The following is a 21,939-nucleotide window of genomic DNA, read 5'->3' on the forward strand; positions in this document are numbered from 1 at the left end:
GCGTCGCTTCAGTCTCAGCCCGCGAAATCCCCGATGCCGCCGGTCCATTTCACACCGCTGCCCGAGCGGCCGGTCGTGATGCCGGTCATGGCCTGCGACGCCTTGCCCACCGAGGATCTGCTGGCCATTAAGGACGCGCCGGCGCGGATCAGCAGCGCAACGCTGGAGACGCGTGACAATGGCGTGGCATTCTGCCGGATCAGGGGCATGATCGCGCCGCAGATCCAGTTTGAGCTGCATCTACCGACGGAAACCTACACCGGTCGCTACCTGCAGGGTGGCTGTGGCGGGGCCTGTGGCGTGATCTACCAGACGGTGTCGCCGTCCTGCGATAATCAGACGGCCTTCAGCGGCGCATTTGCCGTGAGCTTCAACAATAGCGGCCATGTCGGGCCGGACGCGCGCGATACGCTCTGGGCGGCTCATGCCCCGCAATTGCGGGCCGATTTTGCTTATCGCGCGGCGCATGTGACGGCGCGTGTCGCCAAGGAGATCATCGCCCGCTTCTATGGACGCAAGCCGGCTTACTCCTACTTCATGGGCTGCTCCAATGGCGGGCGCGAAGCCATGATGGAAGCGCAGCGCTATCCTGATGATTTCGACGGCATCATCGCAGGCGCGCCCGCTCTGTGGATCACGCCGGGCGTCGTCCGCATCATCCATGAGTCTCAGGTGGCCAGGAGCGCGGATGGCCAACCCATTCTCACGCCGCAATCCACCCAATTGCTTCATCGGGCAGTGATGGCGGCGTGCGATGGCCTTGATGGCCTCAAGGATGGCCAGATCGACAATCCCCGTCGCTGTCGGTTCGATCCGCGCACGCTCGTCTGCAAGCCGGGGCAGCGGGCCGATTGCGTGACGGCGCAGCAGGCCGAGACGATGCATCGGCTTTACGAAGGGCCGAGGGATGCACAGGGCCGGCCGTTGTTCTTTGGCGGCGAGCCTTACGGGTCCGAATTGCTGTGGACCGGGCCGGGCAGTTTCGTGGCCGACGGCTATCAATTGGCGGCGAACCAGATCAAGTTCATGATCTACAATGGCGAAACCCATCAGGATTTCGACTGGCGCACATGGAAGCCCGATGCGGCCGCCCTGGCCGATCTGATCGACAAGGGCGGCTATTATAACGCCAGCAATCCCGATCTCGCGGCATTCAAGGCGCGCGGTGGCAAGCTGATCATGTGGCAGGGCGAGGCGGACAATGCCGCAGGATCATGGCTGCTGCCGGACTACTATCAGCGCGTCCGGGACGCGATGGGCGGCTTTGCCGGGACCGATCCGTTCATGCGGGTCTACATGTTCCCCGGCGTCTATCACTGCGCGGGCGGCTATGTCGCCTACCAGCACGACCTGCTCGGGCCGATGGTCGATTGGGTAGAGCGGGGCGCGGCGCCCGGTGCTGTGGAAGGCGCTGCCATTCTGGAGGATGGCACAGTCCGCCGCCGCCCAACCTATCCGTTCCCGGTGCAGATACGCTATACGGGCCGGGGGGACATCAACTCTGCCAGCAGCTTTGCGCCGGTGCCCATCGCCAAGGATCATGACGACCGGTTCGACTGGGTGGGCGCCGGCATGGAGGCTGGCCCGCCGCCGGCTCCTTACTGACATGCGGCGCAGATGGGAGACCGCTGCGCCGCATTCCACCCGCTACTTGCCGAGCTTCTTGTCGAAGAAGTTGACGATAACCTCGTAAGCATCCTGCGATTCCGGGATGACCGGATTGTAGAAGAAGCCGTGGAACAGGCCGTCCCACACATGCAGATCGGCATCGGCGCCGGCCTTCACCATCTGGCCATGTGAGTAGACTGCGGAGCTCAGTTCAAAGGCCCGCGTGCCGGTGATGAACAGCGTCGGCGGGAATTTGGCCAGCAGTTCGAGCGAGTTGGCCGGTGCGGCCAGCGGGTCCTTGATGTCGACCTTCTCGAGATACTGCAGCGGGGGAAGACCTTTGCCGAGCGGCGGCGGCGGTTCCGCCGGCGGGTTCGCCTCGCCGATGGCGGCGGTGGTATAATGCGCGTCGCCGCCGAAGCCGGGGCCTTTCTCCAGCGTCATGCCGGCACAGAAAATGCCGATGGCGCCGGGCATGGGGAGTTTCTCCTTGTCGAACCAGGCCATGGCCATGCCGACCAGCATGCCGCCCGCCGAGCAGCCATAGATGCCGATATCGGCCGGTTTGTAGGTCTTGAGCAGTTCGCGATAGACGCTGGCGACATCTTCGCTCGCGGCTGGGAAACGATATTGCGGCGCCTGGCGATAATCGATGGTGATGACCTTATAGCCACCGAGCGAGGCGATCGGCATCGATTCCAGTTCGGCGCAACCGGGGTAGCAGCCGCCGAAGCCGCCGCCATGCAGGTTGAGCAGAATGCGCTTCTGGTTCTGCGGCTTGACCCCTTGCGTAGGCGTGTAGGTGATGGCGGGCACGCCTGCGATGGTCGTTTCCTGCCGGACCAGCGGGAACATCGCCTTGGCCGAGGCCATATAGGGCTTCATGAAGAAGGGGACGCCATTTTCCGGCAGCGTCTTCGATTCACGGTCCTGCATGTCGTGCAGATGCTCGGCCAGATAGGCCTTGGCTTCATCGGTCAGGAAACTGGACACCGGTACGCTCATCGCGGGCACATGCACTGTGCCGTCGGCATCGATCTTCACTGGATTGCTGTCCGCCTTGTCAGCCGTTTGGGCCGGTGCGGCGGCGGGGAAGGCCAGCGCGACCACCGATGCGCCCGTAAGCGCCACTAGTCGCGACCACAGGCTGTACGCCGGGCGTTTGGCGAATGATTCTCCCATATAAACCTCTCATTTAGTCTGATTTTTGTGCCGCATCGCAAATTGGCATCTGGAATTGTTAGACTCACATGAATACAATCGATTGTAAAGGGGCCGTCCAAATCGGTCTTTTTGCTGGTCGAGGGAGAGTGGATATGGTCGGTCTGGCGCAGGGTAAGGGCGGGGTGCGGGCGCTTGCTGGCTTAGGAGCAGTGGCACTGGTGGCGGGCTGTCATCCTGCGGGGGCACGACCGGAGGCGGAGATGCCGATGGTCCAGCAACTCAGCACCGGCGGCGCGGCCTTTTCCGCCTCAGTGCCGGAAATCGCAGTCGACCCCGCGAACCCGCAGCGCGTCGCGGTCATCTGGCGGGATCTGGCCATGACAAGGCCTGGCGAACCCGCCGGCGAGCGGGGCATGCAGTGCCACCTTTCGCTGTCCAAGGACGGTGGGCGCAGCTTCGATACCCAGCCGCTGGTCTGGACGATGGCCGACACGCCCGTGTGCAACTCGCCTTATGTGGACATTGGTCCGCAGGGCGAGCTGCTGATCGGCGCGACGCTGGCGGGCGTGCTGCCGCAGAACGCGCCGGAGGGCGAGCATGCGTCAGGGCGGGTAGTCATGCGCCTTTCGACCGACTGGGGCCATAATTGGTCCCCGATCTCCAGCGGCATCGCGACGGGGGAAGAGGCGCGGTTCGAGGCCAATGCCACGGTCCCGGCCGAAGCGACGCATGTGCCATGGGACGGGGGGCGCGGCGTGATCGACGCGGTGAGCGGGGAAATCATCCTCTCCGGCGGCTATCCGGCCCCGCCGGGCGAGGCGCTGCGCTCGCAGCGCTTCTACACCGTCTCGAAGGATCGCGGCAAAAGCTGGGGGCCGATCCGCGCCTTTGGTGCGCCCGGCTGGCCGCAGCGCTGGGACGGGCATTATGTCGTCGCCCACGGTACGCTTGCCTACAGCTATCTGGCGGAAGCCGTGCCGGTCGATGGCGTCAAGTGCTTGTGCGTGGTCTTCGCCACCAGCGCGGATGGCGGAGCGACGGTGCAGCGGCACCTCGTCACACAGGTCGAGTATTTCGACCGGCTGGTCCATTATCCGCCGATCGCCGCGCATCCGGCCCATGCTGGGCAATATGCGCTCGCGCTGGCGTCCGACAAGGCGGGGACGCCAGCGGTGCGCATCACGCGGGATGGCGGCGCCCACTGGCAGACATTGGATGGCCCGGCCGCGCCTGAAGGTGTGGTGCGGTCATCGCGGCCGGCGCTGGCCTATACGCCCGGAGGCGTGCTGGGGCTGCTCTGGCGGGGCTATCATGCCGACGGCAGCTATGACCTCTATATCGCGGCGTCTACCGATGGTGAGCGCTTCGGGCCGGTGCGGCGCGTCTCGCCCGCCTCCTCGCGCGTGCCGGACGCGCTGGCAAAGGATTATTCGGCGGGCGGGGACTTCATCAGCAGTCTGGGCGCGGGGAGAGACGCGTTTCACGCCGCCTGGACAGGCTGGCCGGCGGGCGGGGCAGGGCAGGTGATGTATGCGCGCGTTCCGCTGGCACCGCTGCTGGGCGACCTACCGCCGCCGAACAAATAAGATCGTTAGTCAAAACTAAATTCAAAATGTTGACACGATGCGGGGGATGGCCCTAGCATGACCATCAGCGCTGAAGGCGTGAGGGGTACGAAGTGCCCCCTGCCTGATCCTGCGCTGGAGGGGATGCATCGATGGGGCACCAGGCAAAGATCGTCGCGGCGATACTGATCTGTATCGCAGGCTTCTCGTTCAATCTGCTGAGCTTTGATTCCTTCATCTTCTTCGGCCTGCCGATGGTGGCCGGTGTTGCGGTGGCCTGGGCGAACACGCGCCGCCATGCGGACTGGCGGACGATTGATCAGGCGACCGATGTGATGCGCATCTACTTTGGTGGGCATCTGCTCTGGTCGTGCCTGCGCTTCTGGTTCACGGACATGCAACCCTCCGGGGCGCCCATGCATCCGATTGCGGGGCCGTTCCTTGCCTCGCTCTTTGCGACCGGCATTTTCCCGGCGGTCAAGGTGCTGGAGGGCATTGTCGGCGTAATGCTGCTGAGCAACCGTTTCGTTCCGCTGGCCCTCGTGCTGGAAGTGCCGACGAGCATGACGGTGTTCTATCTCAACACCTTCATCACTGCGCGGCTTAGTGGCCTGCTCACCGGGCCGACCGAATTGGGCGTAAACGTGCTGCTGATGCTCGCCTATTTCCAGCATTACCGCCCGATGCTGCGCGCAAAGCCGCGCGCTGCGCCGCCTTGGGCGCGCGACGATCGCCTTGACGACAAGGCTCAATATAGTTATACAAAATCAAATAACATTTAATATACCGATGAATTCGGCGGTCTGGCGAGGTGCCAGTCGCTCAGGCATCCCGGCCATGATCGGGAGCAAGGGGAGGGAGATGAGATGAAGGCACGGAATTTTTCTGTCCGCGAACGGACGGGTCTGAAACTGGCGGTCTCCGCTTCGGCTCTGGTGTTGGCGGCGCTCGGCGCAGCGCCCGCCATGGCGCAGCAGGATGCATCGCCGCAGCAGGGCAGCTCTACGGATGCCGCGGATGCCGCGATTATCGTGACCGGCACGCGCATCAAGGGTGTCGCGCCGGTCGGTTCGCCGGTCATCCCGGTCGGTCGCGAGGAGATCGAGAAGCTCGGCGTCAGCACCACCAACGATGCCCTGCGCAAGCTCCCCCAGATCGTCAACTTCGGCGGCAATAACGAGCAGCAGGGCGGATCGATCATCCAGAACACCTCGCTCAATTCCTTCGCCGCGAAGTCGATTAACTTGCGCGGTCTGGGCACGGCCTCGACGCTCAGCCTGGTGAACGGCCACCGTGTCGCCCCGCAGGGCGCCAATGGCCAGCTCTTCGATGCCGATAACATCCCCGCCATCGCGCTGGAGCGCATCGAAGTGGTCGCGGACGGCGGCTCGGCCATTTACGGGTCGGATGCGGTCGGCGGTGTCGTCAACTTCATCATGCGCCGGCCTGACAATGTGTTCGAGGTGCAGGCCCGCGCCGGTTTTGCCGACTCCGTCGAGGAGTATATCGGCTCGATCGCCTTCGGGCGGCGCTGGTCCAGCGGCGGCTTCTTCCTCGCCTACGAGTATCAGAACCGCACCGCGCTGGAAGCCGCCGACCGGCCGAACCTGTATAACAGCGACCTCTCGCCTTATGGCGGCGCGCCCAACCCGGTGCTCACCAATCCCGGCAACGTTCAGTTCGGGTCGAGCTTCTATGGTATTCCCGCCGGGCAGAATGGCACGAACGTGACGCTGGGCAAGCTGACGGCGACGCCCAATCGCGAGAATGCATGGATCGGCGCCGATGCCATTCCTTCCGGCAAGCGGCATACGGTGGTCGGCACCTTCCGCCAGGATTTCGACGATAACGTGACGTTCGTGGCCGACGGCCTGTTCTCGCGGCGTGAACTTACCAACCGCGGCATCGCCTCGACAGCGACGCTCTCGGTGCCGAGCACCAACCCGTTCAGCCCGTGCGCGGCGGGCAAGGTGGACGATAGTGCCACGCTCAATTGCCCGGCCAACGGGACGCTGAGCGTGCCCTACAGCTTCCTTGAGGACCTGGGGCCGCAAACGATCACAGGCTATGAGCAGATATGGTCGCTTTCGGGCGGGCTGGAAATGAAGCTGAGCAACAGCTGGAACGCCAACGTCACCGCTTATTACAGCGAGAACAAGGGCTACAGCCTGGCGACCAACCAGCTCAATACCAACGGCCTCAATCGGGCGCTGGGCGCCACTGTGGCGGGCACCACCAAGCCGGCGAGCGTGCCGTTCTTCAACCCGTTCTGCGATGGGCAGCAGTTCGATTGTAACTCCGAGGCGACTCTGGCGCTCTTCCGCGCGCAGACCGAACTTGAAGTGTTTAATCGCAGCTATGGCGGCTCGGCCAATATCGGCGGCTCACTCTTCCGCCTGCCGGGCGGTGACGTGCGCGTCTCGGTCGGTGGCGAGATCCGTTTCGACTATCTGTTCGGCAACGGCCAGCTCTCCAACACGCGCACTGCGAATGTCGATACCTTCGCCGGCGTGCCGACCTCTAACGAGCGCGACGTGCGTTCCGTCTATGCAGAAGCCTATGTGCCGCTGTTCGGTCCGGATAATGCCCGGCCGGGTCTGGAGAAGCTCGAGTTCAATGCCGCCGTCCGCTACGATCGGTATAGCGACGTCGGCTCGACGACCAATCCGCGCTTCGGTGTGACTTACGCCCCGGCGTCCGGCATCCAGTTCCGCGGCAGCTATGGCACGTCGTTCCGTGCGCCTTCGCTCGTGGACGTCAACAAATATGCCACCGCCGGCTTCCTGCCGCGCACCGGCAGCGGCTCGGCTGTGGGCCTATCGCCCGCTGCGGGCTCGTTCCAATATGTCTATCCGATTGGCGGCAATCCGGACCTGAAGCCGGAGACAGCCACCACCTGGTCGCTGGGCATGGACCTGACGCCGGAGCTGGCCAAGGGCTTCAACTTCAGCCTGACCTACTACAATATCGTCTACAAGGATAAGGTCGACACGGCCGCCTACAACGCCCCCATCGGCGCCGTGCTGAACTCAGGCGCCTATGACGATTTCATCGTGTTCAACCCGGTCTACTTCCCGAACAAGACCAACCAGACGCTGGCCCAATATGTCGCTTACTGGAACCAGATCACGGCCGATCCGCAATTGCCGGTGCTGGGCCTGGTCGACCCGACCACCGTCATCGCCATTGTCGACGCGCGCCGCAATAATAGCGGCGTGGTGGAGACGGACGGCTTCGACGTCTCGCTCGATTATACACTCTATGGCAATGGCATCGATTTCCGCTTCGGCGCGCGGGCTAACTATGTCCTCCACTACAAGACCTCGCCGGTGCCCGGCGTTGCGCTCAAGGATGAGGTGAACCACTTCGGCTATCCGGCGCGCTTCACCGGCAAGGTGGAAGCGGGCGTGGACATCGGCGGCTTCTCCGGCACCGTGTTCCTCAACTATGTGAATTCGCGCACGATCACGCGCGACTTCCTGCCGGCAGCCGTGCCCGATCAGTATCAGAACATCGATCCGATCACGACGGTGGACCTCAGCCTGCGCTACAATTTCGGCGAAACCGGATCGATGATCACCAATGGTCTGGCGGCATCGCTGAACGTGCTCAACGTGTTCGATGCCGATCCGCCGCTGGTGGTGAATGCGGGCGGCGCCACGCCGATCCGGTTCGACTCCAGCTATTCCAGCTCGATGGGCCGGTACATCTCGTTCCAGCTCTCGAAGAAGTTCTAACGGCTGAGGGGGGCGCCCGGACGAAGCCCAAGGGCTTCGTCCGGTCCGTCAGTTGCACCGGAGGCGATCCGCCATGGCACCCAGCACAGTCGCTTCGCCGACCGGCGAACGCACGACCTTCGGCAGCGTCGTCTATGCCTGCCAGTTTCTCTATGGCGGCTGGTTCCTGTTCCACGGGCTGAACTACTGGCTGGAATTCTATCTGGACCGGTCGATCCAGCCGGGGCCGGGTCTCGTGCCCGCGCTGGCAGAGTCCGGGGTGATGGCGCTGGTCAAGGCGCTGGAAGTCACCATTGGCCTGGCCCTGCTGCTCGATCTGTTCGCGGCGCTGGCAGTTGTCGCCGCCTGGCCGATTACGTTGATGATTGCCTTTGTCACGGCATCGCATGGCCGTCCGTTCGGCATGGGTGTGGCGGCGGTCATTATCGGGCTGAACGCGGTCATGTCATTCGGCTATCTCCATCGCTATCGTCCGATGCTGGCGTGGAGCGCAGGTCCGCCCGGCGGTTCAACCGCCGCGCAGGGTTCGCGCATGGTGCCCGCGCGGCACGGCCTCGCCGCGCTTGTCGGCATAGCCGCAGCTATCGGCATCACCTACCTCACTGTCTATCTTCGGCGCTGAGCGAGTATGCCGTCCGTCCGCCTGCCACTGCTCGCCTGTCTGCTGGCGGCGCTGCCGCTTTCTGCTGCGCCCGCGCAGGAGAGCGCCGCTGCAACGCAGCCGCTCGTCATTGCGCGGCAAGGCAATTTTTTCGTCGGCGGGCATGAGGCGCAGACGCGGGACGGGCCGGTGATCGCCGGCGCCATGTATGTCGAATATCAGATCCCGGCGCAGCAGACGCATCCCTATCCCTTGGTGTTCTTTCATGGTGGGGCGTCCAGTGGGGCGAGCTTCTGGAGTACGCCCGACGGCCGCGAGGGCTGGGCGACGCTGTTTCTGCGCAAGGGCTATGCCGTCTATGTGGTCGATCGCCCGACGCTCGGCCGCTCACCGCATTATGAGGCGGTCGACGGGCGCAAGCTGATGCCTCCCGCCGGACTTCCCGCGCGGGAAGGGCAGGCGGCACCGCCTCCGCCGACCAGCAAGCCGGCGCATCTGCCCGGCACGAACGCCCCTGACGACCCTGCCGCCGCTTATATGCGAAGCGCGCGGCAATCGACCATCGAGGTACCCTTCGGCGCGCCCGGCGATGCCCTGGCGGTCAGCCTCTATGTCGACCGGCTGGACCGGGATGCGGGCGCAGCGCTGCTGGACCGGATCGGCCCCGCCATTCTCGTCACCCACTCGCGGGCGGGGACGACAGGCTGGCAGATCGCCGATGCCCGGCCCGGCCTCGTCAAAGCCATCGTCGCCGCCGAACCGAATGGCCCGCCTTTTTACAACGCCCCGCCCATGGGCGCGCCGGGCGATCCGGTCGCGCGGCCCTTCGGCATCACCTATGCTGGCCTGCGCTTCGATCCGCCGGTCACGCACCTGCGCGACTTCGGGCCGCTCACCCAACTGCCGCCGGAGGATGGCCACAAGGTGGGCTGCTGGACGGTGGCAGGCAAAATGCCCCGACTGGTCAATCTGGCGCAGGTGCCGGTGATCGTGCTGGTCGGCGGGGCGTCCTATCATGCCGGCTATGACCACTGCACCGCGCAGTTTCTGGAGAAAGCGGGCGTCTCGGTCGATCTCGTCCCCCTCGATGCGCATGGCTTCGTCGGCAACACCCATGGTTTCCCGACTGAGACCAACAATCATCTGATCGCCGATTTCATTGCCCGCTGGCTGGCGGAGCGCGACCTGTAGAACAAGCTGGGTCGCCGGTGCTGGAGCCCATCGCGGCAGCTTGGTTCGCCGATCTGACGATGACACCCCCGCTAATCAGCTTCCTGCCGCTTTCCGAAAGCGCCGCAACCCACCCTTAGCGTGGCGGTGATTGCGCTTATTGACAAGCGCGACGGAAATAATGGTCTATTTCCTGAAATGTAAAGTCAATGTATGTAAATGACTGTCTCTACAATTTTGCGGAATTCGGTGCGTCCGAGAGAGCTGAAGTCGAAGTATAAATCAAATATTTTATTTAACGATTGTTAATTTAATATAACGATCTTAACCGACCTGGATTTCAATGACGACCTCTAAATACATCATGATGAAGAACGGAGGTGATGGCCTCGCGTTTATCGATTTCATTGTGACATATGGTGGATTGGCGTTGGATGGTCAGGACATCCAGTTTCTCGGCTCCTCATTGATCGATGCCGTTTTTGTCCGCCCCGGGGCGAGCTATGTTCTGAATACGGGAGGCGGAGCGGACCGCATTTATGTCGAAGGTCAGCTCTCCGATTACACGCTGAGTCGCAATAACGCGACGCTGATCCTGACGCGGACGGTGGACGGTAAAGTGGAGACCGTCCATGTGGCAGGCGCCAACGCGACGACCGCACCCGATGTGCTGGTGTTTTCAGATGGCAGCGTGAGCGTGAACGCCCTCTACACGCATGTTGCAGAAGGAACGGCCGTTCCAGTGCCGACGGGCGAAACCTCACTAGCCCCTCAAGGCGCGGCCGCGCCCGGTGCCGTTCTGGACGCCATAGTGAAGATCGGATGCTTCAACCCTGCTGGTGAGACTGTCGCCGCTTCGAAGCCGGGCGTCGCGTTCCAGATCCTCGGCAGTGCCGGTGTCGATAGGGTGTACATCGCCGAGGGAACCACGATCGACGCTGCCTCGCTCGGCGGCGGCGTGGATGTGGTTTACTTCCGGGGACAATGGGCCGACTACACCAAGACCCTCACCGGCGCGCGCCTGACGCTCACCCGCACTGTGAACGGGCACGTCGAGACGATCGTCGTGGCATCCAGCGGCGGCGCGCTCAACGATCTGCTGGTGTTCGCCGATGGGGCTGTGCGCTCGCAGGTGGCCGGCCAGGGGGTGAAGGCGGATGCCAACGTCGCTCTAGCGGATCTCGCCGGCTTTGATCCGAGCGTGTTCGTCGATCTGGTCGCACCCGTGGCGCCCCGGCTATCGCTGGCCAACGATAACGGGACATCCCAGACCGACGGCCTGACCAATGACGGCCATATTCTGGTCACGCTTCTGGAGGCGGGAGCATCCTGGACATACAGTATCGACGGCGGACAGACCTGGCTCAAGGGCGAGGGGGAGACCTTCAGCCTTGCTGCGGGAACCTATGCGGCCGAGCAGGTTCAGGTCCGGCAGCGCGATGCGGCAGGGAACCTGTCCGAAGCCGGGCACAGTGAGACTGTCCTGACCATCGATTCCACGCCGCCGGTGGCGCCTGTGATATCGGGCTTTCTCGATCCGATCGCGAGTTCGATCAACCCGTCGACGGGGGCGATCATCAACCTCGTGACGAGTCCGGTGGCTGGCGCTTCTGTCCTTCAGCAGGGCGCGACCAGTCTGCACGGAACAGGCACAGCCGGCAGCAAGGTCGCCATCACCTTCGGGGCCTCTGAACAGCGGGTTGTGACGGTGGATGCCGCCGGGGCATGGGCCGTCAATCTCACGCACGCGGACATCGTGTCATTCGGCATCGGGGCGGAGGCATTTACGGCCACCGTCAGCGATGACGCGGGTAATCTTTCAAGCACCACCGTTCCGCTGCAGATCAATGCACAAGCCTACACGACCAACGATGTGGCGGCCTCCGGCTATGGCAGTGAGTATGTCGACGCTCTGATTATCGGCGAGGCCGGCTGGTCCGGTGGCATCATCACTTATTCTTTCTCCGCCGGCTCGGGCGCTTCGGTCTGGTCGGAAAGTGAGAAGAGCGCCGTGCGATCGGCACTGGCTCTCTATGAGAATATCGCGAATTTGGACTTTCAGGAGACGGACGACTATGGCGAAGCGGCGGGCGGCGCGAATATCGCTCTCGAAAAATCGCCCGCTTCGACCTGGACCGAGCCTGGAATTCTGGCCGACTTCACCATTCCCTTCGGCGGATACAATGCCACGCAGGTCGGCCGCTTCAACTATGAAATATCCTATTGGCAGAATCTGAGCGAAGGCGGCCTCGCGTTCGACACGCTGGTGCATGAGCTTGGCCATGCCCTTGGCCTAGGCCACCCCTTCACGGATACCATCAACGGCGTCACGCAGACCCAATTTCCGGGCGTAGCGGCCAATGATGCCTATGCGCTCGGGACGCTGGACCTGAATCAGGGCATCTGGACTATCATGTCCTACAATTTCGGCTGGGATGTGAAGGCGCCGCCAAACAGTTACGCATGGGGCTTGTCGAAGACGCCGATGGTCTTCGATGTTGCTGCGATACAGGCGATCTATGGCGCCAATCTCTCATACCGCACCGGTAACGACGTCTACACGCTGCCCACCGCCAGCAAGTCGGGTACGGGCTGGGCATGCATCTGGGATGCGGGGGGCGTGGACACGATCAGCAATGCGGGCAGTTCGCTCAACTGCGTCATCAACCTCAATGCCTATCCGCTCACGGCCGGCGTCGACCCCACACTTTATGTATCGCGGAATCTTGCCATATCCGGAGGATATACGATCGCGGCGGGTGCGGTGATCGAAAATGCGGTCGGCGGGGGAGGCCGCGACACGATCATCGGCAACCATGTCTCCAACCTGCTGACCGGGGGCGGCGCAGCCGATCAGTTCGTCTTCAACACCGCGCTGGGGCCGAGCAATGTCGACCGAATTAGCGACTTTTCTGTCAGCGCGGGTGACGTCATCGCGCTCGACAAGAGCATTTTTGACCGGCTCAGCAACCTCAGCGATCTGAGCGGTCACTTCGGTTATTCAACCCAGTCTGCGGATCCCGACCTGTTCGTCATTTACGATACCGGCAGCGGAACGCTCAGTTACCGTGACGAAGCAAACGAGCTGATCGATTTCGCGATCCTGCTCAGCAAGCCGCAGTCGATCACAGCCACATCTTTTGCGGTCCTCTGACCCGATCCGGCGCAGCCGCCGGACGCGGATCGCTAGCGTCGCGCATCGAAATAGCTGTCGAGGAAGGCCTGCGCCTCTGCGCGCGGGGTGCCGATGACGGCCGGCTGCGGGGAGAGGCGCATCAATTGGGGTGTCGCGTCGTCGTATTGAGGCCATTCCGGCAGTCCGGGGCCGTTGGGATTGCCTGTGCGCGCGAAGTTCACCCAATAATGCGAGACAAGGTCCGAGAGCTTGTGATCCTCAGGCGTCCACGGCTGATCCTCGACCTGCAGGTTGCGGAAGACATAGACGATCTCCGCTGAATGGAAGGCGCCCATTTCCGGCTTGCCGGGCCAAGGCTGATCGAACCAGTAGAGCCACGCGCCGGACTTACCGGTCTTGGCTTGAAGCTTGGCCCAGCTGCGCATCTGCCATTGGACGGCATCGGTCGAAGATTGGCCCAATTGGTCCTTGGATGCTCCGTAAATCCGGTCGTAAGCCGCGCCATTCGTGTCCGACCGCTGCACCCAATCCTTGCGGATGTTTGATCCCTCCATGGAGTTGGAGCCGACCAGCGTGGGCACGTCGTTCTGCTTGCCCGCCGCGAAAATGTTGTAGACGATGTCCGGCAGCACATAGCCGTCACGCTCGGTGGGCCAGAAGAAGGCCAGTTCCTTGGTGAAGGCGTCCATTGGCAGCGCGCGGAGCTGCGCGACTGTTTCGCCGCCAAGCTTGCGGCCAAAGTCCGCGCCATAAGCCTCCGCCTCGCGCATGTCCTTGCGACCGACGAGCCCGCCATCGGGATCGAACTGGGACGTGCTCTCGCCAATCGCGCGGTGGAACAATCCCTTGGCCAGGGGCGAAGCCTGCAGGATGCTGATCGCGGTGCTGCCGGCGGACTCGCCGAACACGGTGACGTTGCCCGGATCGCCGCCAAAGGCCGCGATGTTATCGCGCACCCATTTCAGCCCCTCGATCTGGTCGAGAATGCCGTAATTGCCCGAGGCCTTGTAGGGCGCTTCGGCGGTAAGGCCAGGATGTGCCATGAAGCCGAGCGGGCCGACGCGGTAATTGAGAGTAACCAGCACCACACCCATTTTCGCGAGCGCAGTGCCGTCATACGCCGGCTCGCGGTTGGATCCGCCCAGGAAGCCGCCGCCGTAGATCCACACCATCACCGGCAGCGGGCCTTTGTGATCGGCCGGCGCCCAGACATTTACCGAAAGGCAGTCCTCGCTCATCGGCCGCTGGTCGACCGGCGGGCGCCATTGCGGGCAGATCGGGCCGAACTGGGTTGCATCGCGCAGGCCGCTCCAACCGGAGGCCGCGAGCGGGACTTTCCAGCGCCGCTCGCCGGCGGTCGATGCGCCGAACGGGATGTTGAGGAACTTGCGCACGCCGTCCGCTTCGGCACCTTTCAGTGCGCCCTGACGGATCGTCACCTGCGGCGCGGCGCCGGTGTCGGCGGCCAGCGGGGCGGCAGTTCCGGCGAGGAGGAGTGCGGCAAGCGCGCGACGGCGCAGCAGAGGGATCGTCTTCATGGGAATCTCCGTTCAGGCCGCACTGGCCAAGGGGCGGGCGCGGGCGGCAAATCCGGCCAGGCCGCATAGAGCGAGCAGCACGGCGACGACGGCGAAGAAGGCAAAGGAGCCGCCCAGATCGAGCGAAATGACGCCGGTGAACGAGCTGAGCACCGCGCCCAGCCGCCCGGTGGCGGAGGCGACGCCTACGCCGGTCGCCCGCGCGGCCGTTGGGTAGGCCGTGGCAGCCAGCGTGTAGAGTGTGTTGTGCAGCCCTGCCATGCAGAAGCCGAGCGCGACCATCACCGGCAGGATGATGAGCGCCGAGACCACATCACTGCCGAGCAGCACGGCGAGTACGCCTGCGAGGAGGGCAGCGGCGCCGGCCAGGGCCATATGCGCGCGGCTGAATCCGGTGCGATCGAGCAAAATGCCGCTGAACAACGCGCCGACCACGCCGCCCATATGGAAGGTGGTGATGCCGAGGCTGGTCATGGTGAGATCGAACCCCAGCGTGCTCAGCATCGTCGGGACCCAGCTGAAGATGGTGTAGGAGGCCATCAGGCAGGTGAAGAACCCGCCCCAGAGCAGCAGGGTCTGGTGGCGCAGCGCCGGCGAGAGCAGCAGCCGCAGCGGCGCGATGACCGTGCTGGCTGGCGGCGGTGCATCGAAGCGATGGGCCGGGTCATGCGAGATGCGGCAACGCATGAGCAGTCGCGCCAGATCTTCATGCCGGCCGGCGCGCAGCAGGAAGCTCGGCGATTCCGGCAGGAAGACGATGAAGGCGAGGGCCAGCAGGATTGGCAGGGCGCCTGCGACGAAGAACAGGGTCCGCCATCCGAACATCTCCAGCACCGAGGCGCCGAGCCCGCCGGCGATGATGCCGCCAATGGGAATGAACACCATGCCGATGGCAATGGCGCGGCCCCGGCGCTTTTCCGGCGTGAATTCAGAGATGAGCGCGGCGCCATTGGGGATCGCCGCGCCGATGCCAAGGCCATCGAGGAAGCGCACGAGCAGCAACTGCGTGGCGTCATGCGTGAAGCCACCTGCCACCGTCATCAGGCCGAACAGGAGGATGGCAACGATCAAGGCCCAGCGGCGGCCGATCCGGTCGCCCATGATCCCGCCGATGATCGAGCCCAATGCGACGCCGGCCAGATTGGCGGCCGTCACCGGCGCGAACGCCCCACGGGGAATGCCCCAATCCGCGATCAGGGCCGGCAGCACGATGCCGAGAGACTGGTTGGCCAGCCCGTCGACCGCGAAGACCAGCGCGAAACAGCCGAGCAGCAGCTTCTGGAACGGGCTCCACGCCGCATTGTCAATGGCCGTGCCCAGATCATGCGATACCACAGCTGACGCCGCGCCGCTGGGCTCGGCTGGCAGTGCCGTGCCGGCTGCTGGGGTGAAGGATGCCATGCTGCTCTCTCTCCGTGTCAGGCGTTGGTCTGTGGCCGGGGGCGATTCTGGTGTCGCGCGCTCACGGCGGACGGTTTCAAAGGGGGCGGGGCGGCTCCTGCGTGTCGAGGGCGCTCTCGCCCATGAAGCGCGGTGGCGCGGCGTAGGCGCGCGCGGTCAGGAAAGGCTGGTAATAGCGGAAATAGGCCAGCAGCAGCGCGCAGTTCACGCCGATCTCCAGCGGTCCTGTGATGAGCTGGCGCGGCAGGCCGACGACGATGGCGTTGAGGTAGAAGATCGTGAAGCTGGTCGGCACCTGCAGCACCAGCATTAGCGGCACGAACCGGTTGGTCAGCAACACGATGCCGACAAGGCCCTCCATGGCCTTGATGCCCGGGAAGAGGCCCATATCGAGCAGCGACTGGATGAACGGTCCGCCGATGGGGTGGGGCACGACCGGCTGCATGTCCGTCAGCCAGTAGCGCGAGGACGACCAGATGAGATGCAGGCCGAAATAGATGCGCATCGCATCGGTCACATGGTCCGCCGTCGTGCGCTTCGGGTCCAGCCGCCGCAGGATCAGCGCGCCTACGATGCCGGCAAGGATCGGGAAGCCGAAGAACATGAACGTGTCGAACTTGCCGACCGCCAGATAGAGGCCGATGGCGCCGCTCAGCGCGGCCGGAACGATGAAGCCAGTGGTCAGCGGCTTGGGTGACGAGGGCATCGTGCTTCTTTCTGCTGGCGAGCGCCTTGGGGTCGTTCGCCCTGTGTCGTTGGTGGTGTCATACGCATGTTATGTCATGTCCGGCGCTTGCGAGCCGCCCGATCAGTCGATGTAGCCCATCTCCCGATAATAGCGCGCCGCGCCGGGATGCAGCGGGACACCCTTGCCGTCGCCGACCGTGCGCGGATCGATGGAATAGGGCCGCACAAACCATTTTAGCTCGCCGCGTGCCCGATCGATGCCGCGTGCGGCGGCATAGGCGATGTCGTCTGGCATATCGGCGCGACCGAACACGACTTCGCCGGACCGTCCGACCGTCTTGATCGCGCGATCCACGCCGCGCAGCACGCCCCAGCGGGCGGTGGTGCGGACCATGTCCGCCTCCTTGACCATCTTGTCGAGCAGGTCGTCCGGCAGATCGAGGAAGCGGAGTTTGTGCGCGACGGTCAGCGTCGTCCAGAAGGAGGATTCAGGATTGTTCGCCGGGCTGGCAAGACTGGAGATAACCACATCGAACGGCGTCTCGGCCGTCACGTCGTGCGGGCTCTGGATCGAGCCGCCCCAGCTCTCCACGCTGGCCTTGTCGAGGCCGTAATAAGCGAGCACGGGCGCCTCGCTCGGCTGGCCATCGGTGAGAATGCGCACCGGCAGCTTGCGTTCGCGAATTTCAGCAAGGCTTTTGATGCCAAGTTCCGGCTTGACCGCGACCAGCAGATAGGTTGGGTCCTCGATCCGCGCGATCAGGCGTAGGGCGGGGTAGGGACCGTCCTTGGCGTAGATATATTGGCCGCGGTAAGCCCAGGTCATCATCGATGCCTCGGTGATGCCAAAGTCGATGGAGGCATTGATCCGCTGGGTGGTGCCGTGGCGCACATCGCCCTCCTTAAGCGGCGGGGGCAGGGCTGCCTTGCCGACTAGACGCGGCCCTTCGGTGCGGTTGCAATTGCGGCAGAGGATGATCTCATAGCCTTCCGGCGCCATCGCATCGCGGACGAACTCGCCCAGTTCGCCCCAGGGGCAGGCTTCCGGGCAGGCGGAGGCGAGGACGAGGCGCTTTGTGGCGTAACCGGTCTTGCCGACATCGGTCCAGCTTGAGTCGACGATCTTTTCCGGCTCTGCCGCGCGGGCCGGCATGGCCAGCGTGAGGCCGGCCAGGGCCAGGGCGATTGCAGATAGCAGCATGCGCATTGAAGACCGTCTCCCTTCAGGCGCCCGATCCGATGCGTCGCGAGACGTGCGGGACAGGCAGCGGCTGGTCCAACCCCGCTTTCTTCTCTGGAAAGCTTCGGCCAGGCAGCAAACAATATAAAAAATAGTATACTAATCTGACGCCGTCAATGCCATGTGGTCGCGCGCTTTCTAATATTTGACCTGCGGGTGCGCGAGGGCCTCAGTGCGCCATCTCTGCGGGTGCGCGCGGAGCATTCAGGGAAGCGGAGGCCTCCTCGGCGCGTTCGCGGGCGATGAGATCGGCCAACATGCGGCGCGCGGAAACCGGCGCCGTATCCGTCGCAAGCAGGATCGGGTTCAACTCGTTGATGTCGCTGACCGCGCCCATATTCTCCTGAACCATCTCGATCATCGGCTCGTCCTGCTGGCGGAAAGCCATATCGAAGAAATCGAGCAGGGCTTGGTCGACCTCCGGCTCATCGCGACGGCGATTGCGGCCGTTGACGAAGAAATAATGGGAGGTGAACTCGGTCTCCGGCGTGATGATGTGGAGTTGCGGGATATGCGCGCCGCTCTCGCGCGGCTGTCCGACCTCCCAACTGCCGAGCTTGAAGTCCAGCATCGCCGGCGGATGCCAGGTCATGGTGGTGTCGGTCTCCACGACAACCTTGGGGTCCATGCCGAACAGGCCGACATGCGCCGAGGAGGGGCCAAGGCCGCTGCGGATGCGATGATTGGTGATCCAGCGATCGCCACGCTCCAGCCGCTGCGTGGTGGCGGCGAGCAATTGCTCTGGCGTGTAATTGCCCCCGCTGAACTGCGGGTGGATGAAGGCGGCGTGACTGAGGTCGAGCAGATTATCCACCACCAGCTCGTAATGGCCCTTTACATGCAACAGCCCGCGCACCACGGCATAGTCATCGGGCTGTTCGAGGAAATCGATGACCGGCAGCAGCGCCGGGTCGGCCTTTGCGGGGTCGCCGGGCCAGAACCAGATGATGCCGTAGCGCTCCAGCAGGGGCCAGGCGCGAATGTTCGCAGCGGGCAGGCCGGCCTTGGTCTTGCTGTGCGGATTGAGCACGCATTCGCCATCCCGGTTGAAGCGCAGCCCGTGATAGGGGCATTCCAGCGTGTCATCGATGATCCGGCCGGCGGAGAGCGGCGCAAAGCGGTGCGGACAGCGATTGAGGATCATAGCCGCCTCGCCATGGCTGTCGCGGAACAGCACGGCCTTCTGGTCGATCAGCGTGCGGGCTAGCGTGCCTTCGCCGAGTTCATGGGAATAGGCTGCGGCGTACCAGGTGTTTTTCAGGATCGAGAGCACTCACCACTCCATCAATATTTTGATCGCGGCAGCCGGGGCTCCCGCAACAGAACCAGGAGACGGGCGCAGCAAACCTCTCCTGAATCATTGGTAGACGATTATGTATATCATACGAGATATCCGCTGTCATCCGGCAAGTCGCCCGGTTGGCCGCTCAAAGGTCCAGCACCAGCCGCTCGGTCAGCGCGCCCGAGCAGCAGATCATCATCATCTTCCCCTCGCGCTTCTCCTGCGGTGTCAGCACCGCGTCGAAATGCTCGGGCGTCCCGGCGAGCACTTCCGTTGCGCAGGCGCCGCAAGTGCCCTGTTCGCAGCTTGAACTGGCCGGAACCCCGGCCTCGCGCACCGCCTCAAGGATCGACTGGCCCGGCGCCACGGTGAGTTCCAGGCCAGAACGGGCCAGTTCGACGACGATGGTGCCATCGGGGAGGGGTTGTTTTTCAGTCACGACCGGCAGTCTCTATCATGCTTTCCACCCGTCCGTCATACGCCAGAAATATCTTAGTGCTAAGATATATTGACAGGCAGCAAGGGCGAAAATACCCTCAGGGCAACTCACCGGACGCGCCATTGCTGCGCTCGGTGCCCCCATGATGGTTTTAGGAGATGCGCAGTGGCCCGCGAAATGGTGACGGATGTTCTGGTGATCGGCGGCGGCTCCGCGGCGACGCGCGCGGCGCTGGAGGCCGCGGCGGCGGGCGTGGCCGTCATGCTGGTGGACAAGGGCACGGTCGGCGATAGCGGCTCGAGCCCGCACGCGCTGGTCGGCTTCAGCGTGCCGCTGCTGGATGAGGCGGATAGCTCCGCGCTGTTCGTGGAAGATTGGGCCAAGGCCAGCGGCGGCATTTGCGATCGCGATCTGGTGGCGCAATGCGCAGAGCATGGGCGCTTTCTGGCCGAAGATATGGAAAAGCGGGGCGTGCCCTTCATCCGCAATGCGGATGGAAGCTGGTTCATCTCCCGCCGCGCCGGCCATTCGGTGCGCCGGACCTTGCAGGCGCAGGGCCTGGGCAAGGGCAAGCACGCCAACGTCATCGCGCCCATGCGCACCGGCCTGATCGATGCCGGTGTGACGCTGCAGGAAGGGACGATGATCACCCGCCTTCTGCTCAGTGATGGGGCGGTCGTGGGGGCATATGCGGTCGGGCCAGATGGCGAGCATTTCATCATCCGCGCCAAGGCTGTCGTGCTCGCCTCGGGCGGAGTGAACCGTCTCTACACCAAGCTTTGCGACGAAGTGGTCGAGCATGGCAGCCGCACCACGGGCGATTCCTACAGCCTCGCCTTCCATGCCGGCGCGCCGCTGATCGACATGGAATTCGTTCAGTTCCGCGATTCGCCGCCCGCCGGGCCGATCTACGGCGCCGCCTATGTGAATGCGCTCGGCGAGCGGATCATGGAGAAATATGATCCCGAGAATATGGAATGCGCCCCGCGCTACATGATGGCGCGCGCCGTCTATACCGAGAATTTCGAAGGGCGCGGGCCGGTCGTCTGGCATGTCGAGGACGGGCAGGTCGCCCGCTCGCGCGCGCCGGTTGGCAATTATGAAGGCGGGCAGATCGTGGAGATCACCCTCATGTTCCAGCGCCTGATGGGCGGCGCGCGCATCGATGTGACCGCTGCGACGGCGGTGCCGGGCCTGTATGCCGCAGGCGAGGCGTCCGGGGGCATTCATGGCGGCGACCGGATGCAGGGCTGCGGCTTCTTGGAGACGCAGACCTTCGGCCGCATCGCCGGACAGAGTGCGGCGCAGCTGGCGAAGACGACTGACTTGCCCGCGCTCGATGCCGCTGCGGTGGCGACCGAGGCAGCGCGGCTGGCGCGGAGCGCGGGCTGGCAGGATCCTGTCGCCCTGTTCGAGAGGGTGCGCGAGATCATGTGGGCGCAGGTCGGCGTGGTCTCCAACCGCACCCAGTTGACCGATGCCATCGCCAAATTTCAGGAGATCCAGCGCATCGCCGCGACCGATATCGATCAGTCCGATCTGGTCGCCGCCGAGGAACTGCGCAATCTCGCGCTCACCGCCGAACTGGTGGCGACTGCCAAGCTCGCCCGCGAGGAGACGCGCAGCGGCCATGGGCGCACCGATTTCCCGCAGGAAGACCCTGCCTGGGTGCGCCACGTCCGCCTCGCGAACGCAGGCGATGGCGCGGTGGCCGTCGATACCATCCCGGTGGTCGAACTCGCCGACGCCTGACTGGCGCCGGGTCGCCTGCGTTCAGGGCAGCGCGGCCTCGATCGAATGGAGCAGCTTGCGCAGGATGGCATTGCAGCGCTGCCGGTCTGCCTGCGAAAGGCTGCCCATCAGGCGCTGCTCCGTCGCGGTAAAGGCAGCCATCGTCTGCCCGGCCAGCGCGATGCCGTCGGGCGTGAGTTCGATGAGCAACGAGCGCTGATCGCTGGCATGTGAGACGCGGCGGATCAGGCCGCGCTGTTCCAGCCGCCGCGCCAGCCCGGTCAGCCCGCCCGAGGTTACCGGCACATAGCGCCCGGCGAGGTCGGTCGGCGCCGCGCGATACGGCGCCCCGATGCGCATCAGGCCCGCCAGCAGACGAAACTCATTATCGGATAGCCCCGACGCCTTGAGCACCGCGGCCGTCTCCGCGCGCAACCGATCATCGATCCGCGCGACCCGCGCCGCAATCGCCCGCACATCGGAATCCAGCGCCGGAATGACGGCCTGCCACTCCCCGATAAGCGCATCCACTGCCGCATCCAGCCGATGCGCCTCACTCTCCGCACGAAGGTGCGCAAGGCTCTGTGAGGAGCGTGTCGTGTCTGGTCCTGTCGAGCGCGGGCGGGAGGTCATCGGCGCT

General features: G+C 64.2%; 16 protein-coding genes. 8 read left to right on the top strand and 8 right to left on the bottom strand.

The features are described 5' to 3' along the window. The first annotated feature begins 33 nt into the window (after positions 1-33). Complete coding sequence (locus tag M2335_RS07100) at positions 34-1,605, top strand: tannase/feruloyl esterase family alpha/beta hydrolase (RefSeq protein WP_264594235.1); 1,572 nt, start codon at positions 34-36, stop codon at positions 1,603-1,605. A gap of 42 nt (positions 1,606-1,647) precedes the next feature. Here the strand turns inward: M2335_RS07100 and M2335_RS07105 are convergent, their stop codons facing one another. Next, positions 1,648-2,790 carry an alpha/beta hydrolase gene (locus M2335_RS07105; RefSeq protein WP_264594236.1) on the bottom strand — a complete coding sequence of 381 codons (1,143 nt, stop codon included), beginning with the start codon at positions 2,788-2,790 and terminating at the stop codon, positions 1,648-1,650. A gap of 134 nt (positions 2,791-2,924) precedes the next feature. Between M2335_RS07105 and M2335_RS07110 the strand changes: the two genes are divergently transcribed. From M2335_RS07110 to M2335_RS07135, 6 genes are all read left to right on the top strand, one after another. Continuing rightward, positions 2,925-4,358, top strand: a complete 1,434-nt coding sequence (locus tag M2335_RS07110; protein ID WP_264594237.1) for a sialidase family protein — start codon at positions 2,925-2,927, stop codon at positions 4,356-4,358. Positions 4,359-4,489: 131 nt separating this feature from the next. Beyond that, positions 4,490-5,119: a hypothetical protein gene (locus M2335_RS07115; RefSeq protein ID WP_264594238.1), complete on the top strand. Its 630-nt coding sequence runs from the start codon at positions 4,490-4,492 to the stop codon at positions 5,117-5,119. 84 nt (positions 5,120-5,203) lie between these two features. Continuing rightward, a complete protein-coding gene (locus M2335_RS07120) occupies positions 5,204-8,074 on the top strand; it encodes a TonB-dependent receptor domain-containing protein (protein ID WP_264594239.1) in 2,871 nt (956 codons plus the stop codon). A 73-nt stretch (positions 8,075-8,147) separates the two neighbouring features. Then, on the top strand, positions 8,148-8,696 hold the full coding sequence (locus M2335_RS07125; protein ID WP_264594240.1) for a hypothetical protein: 549 nt from the start codon (positions 8,148-8,150) through the stop codon (positions 8,694-8,696). A 6-nt stretch (positions 8,697-8,702) separates the two neighbouring features. Beyond that, complete coding sequence (locus M2335_RS07130) at positions 8,703-9,866, top strand: alpha/beta fold hydrolase (protein WP_264594241.1); 1,164 nt, start codon at positions 8,703-8,705, stop codon at positions 9,864-9,866. Between the two features lie 343 nt (positions 9,867-10,209). Next, positions 10,210-12,999, top strand: a complete 2,790-nt coding sequence (locus M2335_RS07135) for a M10 family metallopeptidase C-terminal domain-containing protein (protein ID WP_264594242.1) — start codon at positions 10,210-10,212, stop codon at positions 12,997-12,999. A gap of 32 nt (positions 13,000-13,031) precedes the next feature. On the opposite strand, the gene M2335_RS07140 is transcribed toward M2335_RS07135, so the two are convergent. The 6 genes from M2335_RS07140 to M2335_RS07165 all read right to left on the bottom strand — a co-directional run bounded on the left by M2335_RS07140 (position 13,032) and on the right by M2335_RS07165 (position 19,568). Continuing rightward, on the bottom strand, positions 13,032-14,519 hold the full coding sequence (locus M2335_RS07140) for a carboxylesterase/lipase family protein (RefSeq protein WP_264594243.1): 1,488 nt from the start codon (positions 14,517-14,519) through the stop codon (positions 13,032-13,034). A gap of 12 nt (positions 14,520-14,531) precedes the next feature. Beyond that, positions 14,532-15,920 (bottom strand): MFS transporter, encoded by a 1,389-nt coding sequence (locus tag M2335_RS07145; RefSeq protein WP_264594244.1) that lies wholly within the window; start codon positions 15,918-15,920, stop codon positions 14,532-14,534. Positions 15,921-15,996: 76 nt separating this feature from the next. Continuing rightward, positions 15,997-16,626, bottom strand: a complete 630-nt coding sequence (locus M2335_RS07150; protein ID WP_264594245.1) for a dipeptidyl peptidase 3 — start codon at positions 16,624-16,626, stop codon at positions 15,997-15,999. Positions 16,627-16,728: 102 nt separating this feature from the next. After that, positions 16,729-17,814 carry a TAXI family TRAP transporter solute-binding subunit gene (locus M2335_RS07155; protein ID WP_264594246.1) on the bottom strand — a complete coding sequence of 362 codons (1,086 nt, stop codon included), beginning with the start codon at positions 17,812-17,814 and terminating at the stop codon, positions 16,729-16,731. Positions 17,815-18,016: 202 nt separating this feature from the next. Then, positions 18,017-19,120, bottom strand: a complete 1,104-nt coding sequence (locus M2335_RS07160) for an aromatic ring-hydroxylating dioxygenase subunit alpha (RefSeq protein WP_264594247.1) — start codon at positions 19,118-19,120, stop codon at positions 18,017-18,019. Between the two features lie 154 nt (positions 19,121-19,274). Continuing rightward, positions 19,275-19,568, bottom strand: coding sequence for a 2Fe-2S iron-sulfur cluster binding domain-containing protein (locus tag M2335_RS07165; protein WP_264594248.1), 294 nt, complete (start codon positions 19,566-19,568; stop codon positions 19,275-19,277). Positions 19,569-19,733: 165 nt separating this feature from the next. Here M2335_RS07165 and M2335_RS07170 point away from each other — a divergent pair, with 165 nt between their 5' ends. Next, positions 19,734-21,320: an FAD-binding protein gene (locus M2335_RS07170; protein ID WP_264594249.1), complete on the top strand. Its 1,587-nt coding sequence runs from the start codon at positions 19,734-19,736 to the stop codon at positions 21,318-21,320. Positions 21,321-21,341: 21 nt separating this feature from the next. Here M2335_RS07170 and M2335_RS07175 read toward each other — a convergent pair whose 3' ends face one another. Continuing rightward, positions 21,342-21,932 carry a MarR family winged helix-turn-helix transcriptional regulator gene (locus tag M2335_RS07175; RefSeq protein WP_264594250.1) on the bottom strand — a complete coding sequence of 197 codons (591 nt, stop codon included), beginning with the start codon at positions 21,930-21,932 and terminating at the stop codon, positions 21,342-21,344. Positions 21,933-21,939: the final 7 nt, after the last annotated feature.

The organism is Sphingobium sp. B12D2B (assembly GCF_025961775.1).
Classification (GTDB): Bacteria; Pseudomonadota; Alphaproteobacteria; order Sphingomonadales; family Sphingomonadaceae; genus Sphingobium.